The organism is Kitasatospora sp. NPDC093558, assembly GCF_040683475.1.
Lineage (GTDB): Bacteria > Actinomycetota > Actinomycetes > Streptomycetales > Streptomycetaceae > Kitasatospora.
Genome location: NZ_JBFBDY010000024.1, coordinates 24,858 through 32,367, shown reverse-complemented (window position 1 = coordinate 32,367; position 7,510 = coordinate 24,858). Strand labels below are relative to the sequence as shown.

The following is a 7,510-nucleotide window of genomic DNA, read 5'->3' as shown; positions in this document are numbered from 1 at the left end:
GGTGGTGCGCGCCATGGGTGTCACTCGGCGGAAAGGTTAATGCCCCCGGTATGAGTGAGTTGAACTCACTCATACCGGGGGCATACGTCAGCGACCGTACTCCCGCATCATCGCGGCCATCTGTAGGGGCGTCCCGTAGATCCGGGCGCCGTGGAGTTCTGCGTGCATGAGCCCGTGGTCAGGTGGAGCCGACTCGTGTTGCGCTTCGCGTCGCAGGCGGATCAGGTCCACGAGCTTCAGTTTCGGGCAGCCCGGGATGACCCGGCTGCCGCGGATTCCGACTCGTTCCACGGACGGGCAGGCGTAGTAGGCGCCGAAGGGTGGGCCGCTGTCCTCTTCCTGTGTCGGCATGTGGAAAACCATTTCCCCGTGGCGGCAGTGCACCGTTCCGTCCGAGTGGATGACCACACCGGGCCAGTCTTCGTGGTCGATCTCGGCGATGATCTGCACCTGCTGTCCGATCGCCTCGGTGAGGGTCTCCGCCATCCGCTGCTGCTGGGTGGGGATGTCGGCGTCCCCTCGACGGATGGAGGGGAGGAGCTCGCGGGTGACCCAGTCCCTGAACGGCTTGGACGACTTCTTGTTGGACCTCATCAGCAGGGCGTAGAGGCCTGCCTCGCTCACCACGCGCAGGAACGGATTCGCGTGGCTATACAGTTTGTGACCTGCGGAAACGTCGTAACTGTAAGTTTTAGTGATAGTTACTGCTCGCATGTCGACGGTGCGGTGCTGGTGGGATTCCAGCGCCCTGACGGCCTGGGCTGGATTGCGTCGGTCAAGGACCTGGCACACATCCGTCGCGACGAACCACGGGTCCCCGTCGATCATCACCACCCTGATCGGCTGGCCCGTGACCGGGAAGCTCGATCGGACCAGCACCATCTGTTCTTCCTGTGCGTCGTCCATGGGGACGCCCCTCCTTCTTCCGAGTGATGGCAGGACTGCTCGGAACAACGAGGTCGAACGAGTGGGGTGCTGGTCCCACGTTGACGTACGGATGCACGAGGCGTGCCGTCCCGGCGCACGGTTGTGCGTGTACGCCGGGTGGTGCGCGCCAGGGGGTCAGATGGTGACGGAGAAGGTGGCCAGCACCCGCTCGGCCAGTTCCTTGTCGCCCTCGACGCTCACCGGGCCGGGGCGGCCGCGGCCGCAGGCGAGGCGGACGTACGTTTCCCAGTCCATGGTCAGCTGGACGTCGGGGGCGAGGCTGACCGACTCGTCCACGGTGCCGCGGCCGGCCGCGTCGACCCGGGCGGTGCGCAGGAACTCGACCGGGCCGGTGACGTCGAGTACGAGGGTCGTCCCGGCCGGGGCTCCCGCGTTGTGGGCGACGGCCTTGGGCAGTCTCTCCAGCAGGACGTCCCGGGCGAGCAGTGCGGCCGGGGAGTCCAGGTTGCCGGGCGCGTCGAGGGCGCGGCGAAGGTCCTGCTCGTGCACCCAGACGTCGAAGGCCCGCAGGCGCAGCAGCTCGTGGTACGGCACGTCCCGGGCGAACGGGCCGGCCGGCCAGCGCACCGGCTCCGCGGGCGTCTGGCGGGCGTTGCGCAGGGCGCGCGAGCGGCGGATGATCGTGTACTCCAGCTCGCTGGTCATCTCCAGTGCGGTGTGGCAGCGGCGCTTGTCCACCGGCAGTTCGACGTAGCGGGCGAACTCGCTGGTGACGTGGCGCAGGTCGCGCGGGAGCGAGTGGATCGGGCGGGGGTCGCCGAGCAGTTCGGACTCGACGGCGATGATGTGCGAGACGACGTCCCGCACGGACCAGCCAGGGCACTCGGTGGCGCGGTTCCAGGAGCCCTCCGGCAGGGGGGTCACCAGTTCCGCTATGGACTCGATGCTCTGCGTCCACGCCTCGGTGTGCGCCTGCACGGTCTGGTTGTCCGTCACGGGAATCTCCGGCCCTCCGTCAGCTGCCTTGCCGCGCGCACCCTGCCCCGCCGGCCGGCCGGGTTGGTCCGGCCTCCGGGCGCACACGCTAACCGCACGTTACGCTGCCGGGTGACAGCCGGGCAGCGCTTTCGGGTGACGATCGTAGGACTCTTGCCGTGGACGGTGGTACTGTGCGCGCTTCATTGATCCAACTCGCGGTCTCCGACGCCGAGCCGCCGGCCGAGCGACGGGCCAGGGCGGCTTCCCTGGTACGGGCCCAGCACGGCTGTGACCTGGTGGTCCTGCCCGAACTGTGGCCGCTCGGGGGCTTCGCCTACGACCTCTGGTCGGAGGGTGCGGAGACGCTCGACGGGCCCACCTCGGACGCGATGGCGGCGGCCGCCCGGTCCGCCGGGGTCTGGCTGCACGCCGGTTCGATCGTCGAACGCGATCCGGACGGCCCGATCTACAACACCTCGCTGCTGTTCGCCCCCGACGGCGAGCTGGTGCACACCTACCGCAAGATCCACCGCTTCGGCTTCGACAGCGGCGAGGCGGTGGTGATGGGCGCCGGGCAGGAGATCGTCACGGCGGCCACCGACTTCGGCACGCTGGGCCTGGCCACCTGCTACGACCTGCGCTTCCCCGAGCTGTTCCGGGCCCTGCTGGACGCGGGCGCGCAGCTGCTGGTCGTCCCGGCGGCCTGGCCGGAGCGGCGGCGCGAGCACTGGACGCTGCTGGCGCGGGCGCGCGCGGTGGAGGAGCAGGCGTACGTCCTCGCCTGCAACACCGCCGGGACGCACGGCGGGGTCGAGCAGGCCGGGCACAGCATCGTGGTGGACCCGTGGGGCCGGGTGCTGGCCGAGGCGGGGGCGGGGGAGCAGGTGCTGACCGTCGAGTTCGACCCGGCCGAGGTGGCCAAGGCGCGGGCGGAGTTCCCGGTGCTGCGGGACCGCCTGCTGGGGATCCCGGCGCCGGTCCAGCGCTGACGGCGGAAGGCGGCGGAAGGCGGCGGGCGGGGCGGGTGCCGGACGTTCCCGGGGTTGGTTTGTACCTGCTCCGGACGGGTTTGAGAAGATGAGCACTCGTCGTGTTCCCAGCCGTTCTTCGGCCGGTCCGCCGAGGGGCGGCCGGTCGGCCCGCCCGAGGAGGTCGCGCGCATGGCCGGCAACGGCGCAGGCGACACCCGTCCCGTCATCCGCCGCAACAGCCTGCGCGAACAGATCGCGGGCGCGCTGCGCGAGGAGATGATGGCCGGCCGCCTGGAGGCGGGCCGCAACTTCACCGTCAAGGAGATCGCCGAGCTGTACGGCGTCTCCGCGACCCCGGCCCGCGAGGCGCTGGTCGACCTCGGCGCCCAGGGCCTGCTGCGGGCCGAGCACCACCGCGGGTTCACCGTGCCCGAGCTGGGCTGGGACGACTTCCTGGAGATCTTCGAGTCCCGGGTGCTGCTCACCGACAGCTACTACCGCCAGTACCGCGCCCGCCGGGCCCTGCCCGACCTCACCCGGCTGCCCTCGCTGCGGCGCCGGGCCGACGCGGCCGTGCGGGCGGCCAGGGCCGGGAACCTGGACGTGATGGTGGGCTGCGACCGCCGGTTCTGGCAGGAGGTCGCCGGGCTGCTCGGCAACCGCCGGATCGGCGCCTACCTGGACTGGCTGCGGGTGCAGTCCTGGATGTTCGCGGCGTCCTACCTGCGGGAGCTGTCCGCGCTGGGCGGGGTGTGCTGGGACCGTCACGTCGACCTGGTGGACGCGATCGAGGCGCGGGACCTCGCCGGGGCACACCGGATCATCTGCGAGTACAACCTGTTCACCGTCCGGCTGCTGGCCGAGTTGGCCGGGCAGCCGCTGGAGTCGGTCGCCGTGCTGGGGCTGCTCACCGAGTCCGTGGAGGGGGAGCCGGCCCCCGCGCCGGCCGAGCCGCCGACGGCCGAGCCGGGCCCCGCGCAACCCGGCGCGGGCCGCCCGCGGCGCGGCGAGGACGTCGGCCGTGAGCTGGGCCGGGAGCTCGGCCTCGGGCTCGGCCTGGTGCCGCAGCCGCGCTCGATCCCGCACGGCCGGTTCGGCCGGCGGCTGCCCGAGCCGCCCCCCGAGCACCCGCAGGGACGGCCCGACCCGCACCGCGCGCCGGGCCGGTAGGGTGGGCGGTCGTCGTACCGGGCGCCCCCGTCGGGGCCCGTCCCGGTGCCGTACCCGCCGACCGCAGTCGTCCCCGTCCGCGCGGACGACTCCCCGCCCGGAGAGGAAGAGCCGGCCATGGCCTGCGACCTCTGGCTCGTCCCGCTCGTGGACGTGCTGAGCCACAGCCCCGACAACCCCTTCCGGGACGACCTCGCGCTGTACAACAGCGTGTTGACCTCGCGGGGCCTGCCCGAGGTGCCGGTCTACCAGTACGTCCCGGGGATCAGCGGGGCCGTCGAGCCGATAGCCGCCTTCGACTACGACTCCCTGCACTTCCTGCGCCGCGCCTACCTGTTGGGCCTCACCGGCCTCGACATCACGCCGGTCGACTCGCTCGGCGGCGACTACGAGCAGCTGCTGGAGATGTTCGAGAGCAGCGCCGAACAGTCCCACCTGGTCTGGCACTTCGACCACGCGGGCGCCTACGTGCCGATCGAGTTCGCGGTGCCGCTGGTGGACGACGCGCTGCTCGCGGTCGGCGGCCCGCTCGGCTCCAGCCACGGACTGCTGCGCGAACTCCAGGCCGTGGCACCGGTGTTGGGCCTGGACCCGTACAACCCGCCGGCCCCGACCAAGCCGCTCGGGCCGACCGGTCTGGAGCAGCCGTTCGGCCCGCCGCTGGACGACCTGCACCCCTTCGCCCGCGAGCGGCACGCGTGGGCGGGCCTGTACGCGGCGGCGACCCGGAGTGTCTCCCAGGGCTCGATGATCGTCTTCGCCTGAGCCCGAGCCGGACAGCCTGAGCCGGACAGTCCGAGCCCGAGCCTGACAGCCCCCGACAGCCCTTCAGTCGGACAACCCGACAGCCGGCCTCCCCGGGTGCCGACGGCCGCCTACCGCAGCGGGCCCTCCGGCGGCCGCTGGCGCGGCATGGTGGGCCGGGTGCCGGGCGGGGGCAGCACCCGCACCTGGGCGCCCACACCGGTCTCGGTGCGCCCGCCCCACGTCCCGGGGGCCTGGGTGGGCAGTTGCGTCATCGACGCCCGGAACTCCAGCATCCACTCCGAGGTCTCGGTGCGGACCATGTCCGAGACGTCCTCGCAGAACCGGCGCAGCACGCCCAGGCAGCGCTCGGCGGCCTCGCCCGCGGTGCCCTCGGTCGGGCCGAGCACCTCCCGCACGCACTCCGACGCCCAGTCGAACTGGAAGGCCTCCAGGCGGCGTTGCAGCGCCTGCGCGGTGCTGACGTCCCGCATCCAGCCGGAGGTGAGGCCGAACGCCCGGTCGGTGCCGTAGCAGGCCGCCGCGAGCGCCAGGCCGACGTAGCCCCAGCTGGTGCCGTGCGCGACGGTGCCGGTCAGGTCCACCAGCGGGGCGGACACCCCGCCGATCGCGAAGCCGGCCGTGCCGAAGCGCAGCAGGCGGGCCCAGCGGCGCTTCCAGACGCGGTCCTTGCGGTACCACTCGATCGCCTCGACGGCCCGCTCCTCGGACCAGCGGTAGAGCTCCTCCAGCCGCTCGGCCGGCTCGCCCCAGTCCCCGAGCGGGAACTGGCGCGCGCTCAGATCGGTCCGGCGGCGGGTGGACGCCCGGCGGGCGACCGCGGCGGCGGGCTGGTCCTCCTCGCCGATCTCCTTGCCCCAGGCACTCTCCTCGGGCTGCATTTCCGGCTGGCTCACCTGTGGGGCTCCCTGTGGCGGGCGGGCGGCTGGGTCTGGCGTCGCGTCCGGCTGACGGAACGTCTGCCGGTGGTTGTCCAACAGCACTTCTTACCGCCAAATGGCTGACCGCGGGGCGCTTCCCCCTTGATCGTTATCGGATTCGGCCACCGGAACACGAGGTCGGAGGGATGCGGGGGTCGGCGAGATTTCACCCGTCCGAGCGAGGCCCCGGTGACCCGCCGTCCTGACCCGGCCACCCGCCGCCGATCACCGGGGCCCCGCCTTGGAGGATCCTCCGACATCGTGAGCGTACGGAGCTCTCTGCTTGGACGTTCCCACGGGACCGGAGAGCGGCCGGAACAGGCCACCGACTACCCTTGCCAACCGTGAAGGTCCTCGTCATCGGCGGCGGCGCCCGCGAACACGCCCTGTGCCGCTCCCTGTCCCAAGATCCCGCCGTCACCGAGCTGCACTGCGCCCCGGGCAACGCCGGCATCGCGCAGGTGGCGACGGTCCACCCGGTCGACCAGCTGGACGGCGCCCAGGTGGCCGGCCTGGCCGGGCGGCTCGGTGCCGACCTCGTCGTGGTCGGCCCGGAGGCCCCGCTGGTCGCGGGCGTCGCCGACGCCGTGCGCGCGGCCGGGATCCCCGTCTTCGGCCCGTCCGGTGCGGCCGCCCAGCTCGAAGGCTCGAAGGCCTTCGCCAAGGACGTGATGGCCGGGGCGAACGTCCCGACCGCCCGCTCCTACGTGTGCACCACCGCCGAGGAGGCCGCCGAGGCCCTCGACGCCTTCGGCGCGCCGTACGTCGTCAAGGACGACGGCCTGGCGGCGGGCAAGGGCGTCGTCGTCACCTCCGACCGCGCCGCCGCGCTGGCCCACGCCGCCGCCTGCGAGCGCGTGGTCATCGAGGAGTTCCTGGACGGCCCCGAGGTCTCGCTGTTCGCGATCACCGACGGCACCACCGTCCTCCCGCTCCAGCCCGCCCAGGACTTCAAGCGCGCGCTGGACGGCGACGAGGGCCCCAACACCGGCGGCATGGGCGCCTACTCGCCGCTGCCGTGGGCGCCCGCCGGTCTCGTCGAGGAGGTCCTGGACACGGTCCTGCAGCCGACCGTGGACGAACTCCGCCGCCGCGGCACCGAGTTCTCCGGCCTGCTCTACGCCGGCCTCGCGCTCACCTCGCGCGGCACCCGGGTGATCGAGTTCAACGCCCGCTTCGGCGACCCGGAGACCCAGGTCGTGCTGGCCCGGCTGCGCACCCCGCTGGCCGGCGTCCTGCTGGCCTCCGCCACCGGCACGCTGGACCAGCTGGAGCCGCTGCGCTGGAGCGAGGACGCGGCCGTGACCGTCGTCGTCGCCTCCGAGGGCTACCCGGCCGCGCCGCGCACCGGCGACCCGATCGAGGGCCTCGCCGAGGCCGAGGCGGACGGCACCGCGTTCGTCCTGCACGCCGGCACCGCGGCGGACGGGGACGGCCGGGTGCTGAGCGCCGGCGGCCGGGTGCTGTCCGTCACCGCGACCGGCGCCGACCTCGCCGAGGCGCGCGGTCGCGCGTACGCCGCCGTCGACCGGATCTCGCTCAAGGGCGGCCAGCACCGCACCGACATCGCGCTCAAGGCGGCCACTGCGTAGCCGTCCGTCGCGTAGCCGTCCGTCGAGCAGCGGTCCGTCGCGCAGCGGTCCGTCGAGCACAGCACACCCCGCAGGGCGCCGCGTCATGGGAAACACCCCCATGGACGCAGCGCCCTGCGGCGTTCCGGGGCCGGGGCGGCCGTGGTGGGCGGCGCACCGTTCGGCGGCCGGATTCCAGCCCATCGAGTGACAGCACCCGCATCCGGCTGACGTAACCCGCCGCCCG

General features: G+C 73.1%; 7 protein-coding genes. 4 read left to right on the top strand and 3 right to left on the bottom strand.

The genetic code is table 11. From position 1 onward, the window contains the following. Positions 1 to 87: 87 nt before the first annotated feature. Both AB0O00_RS05120 and AB0O00_RS05115 read right to left on the bottom strand, forming a co-directional pair. Positions 88 to 906, bottom strand: coding sequence for a BRO family protein (locus tag AB0O00_RS05120; protein WP_363648718.1), 819 nt, complete (start codon positions 904 to 906; stop codon positions 88 to 90). A gap of 156 nt (positions 907 to 1,062) precedes the next feature. Next, positions 1,063 to 1,884, bottom strand: coding sequence for a maleylpyruvate isomerase family mycothiol-dependent enzyme (locus AB0O00_RS05115; RefSeq protein WP_363648717.1), 822 nt, complete (start codon positions 1,882 to 1,884; stop codon positions 1,063 to 1,065). Positions 1,885 to 2,057: 173 nt separating this feature from the next. Here AB0O00_RS05115 and AB0O00_RS05110 point away from each other — a divergent pair, with 173 nt between their 5' ends. The 3 genes from AB0O00_RS05110 (at position 2,058) to AB0O00_RS05100 (ending at position 4,772) form a co-directional block, all read left to right on the top strand. Beyond that, the gene (locus tag AB0O00_RS05110; RefSeq protein ID WP_363648716.1) at positions 2,058 to 2,855 is read left to right on the top strand and encodes a carbon-nitrogen family hydrolase; all 798 of its coding nucleotides are present in this window, start codon (positions 2,058 to 2,060) and stop codon (positions 2,853 to 2,855) included. 171 nt (positions 2,856 to 3,026) lie between these two features. Beyond that, positions 3,027 to 4,007, top strand: coding sequence for a GntR family transcriptional regulator (locus AB0O00_RS05105; protein WP_363648715.1), 981 nt, complete (start codon positions 3,027 to 3,029; stop codon positions 4,005 to 4,007). A 117-nt stretch (positions 4,008 to 4,124) separates the two neighbouring features. After that, positions 4,125 to 4,772 carry a hypothetical protein gene (locus AB0O00_RS05100; protein WP_363648714.1) on the top strand — a complete coding sequence of 216 codons (648 nt, stop codon included), beginning with the start codon at positions 4,125 to 4,127 and terminating at the stop codon, positions 4,770 to 4,772. 110 nt (positions 4,773 to 4,882) lie between these two features. Here AB0O00_RS05100 and AB0O00_RS05095 read toward each other — a convergent pair whose 3' ends face one another. Beyond that, entirely contained in the window at positions 4,883 to 5,668 is a 786-nt protein-coding gene (locus tag AB0O00_RS05095) for an SLATT domain-containing protein (RefSeq protein ID WP_363648713.1), read from the bottom strand. A 368-nt stretch (positions 5,669 to 6,036) separates the two neighbouring features. Between AB0O00_RS05095 and purD the strand changes: the two genes are divergently transcribed. Further along, on the top strand, positions 6,037 to 7,284 hold the full coding sequence (purD, locus tag AB0O00_RS05090; RefSeq protein WP_363648712.1) for a phosphoribosylamine--glycine ligase: 1,248 nt from the start codon (positions 6,037 to 6,039) through the stop codon (positions 7,282 to 7,284). The last annotated feature ends 226 nt before the right edge of the window (positions 7,285 to 7,510 follow it).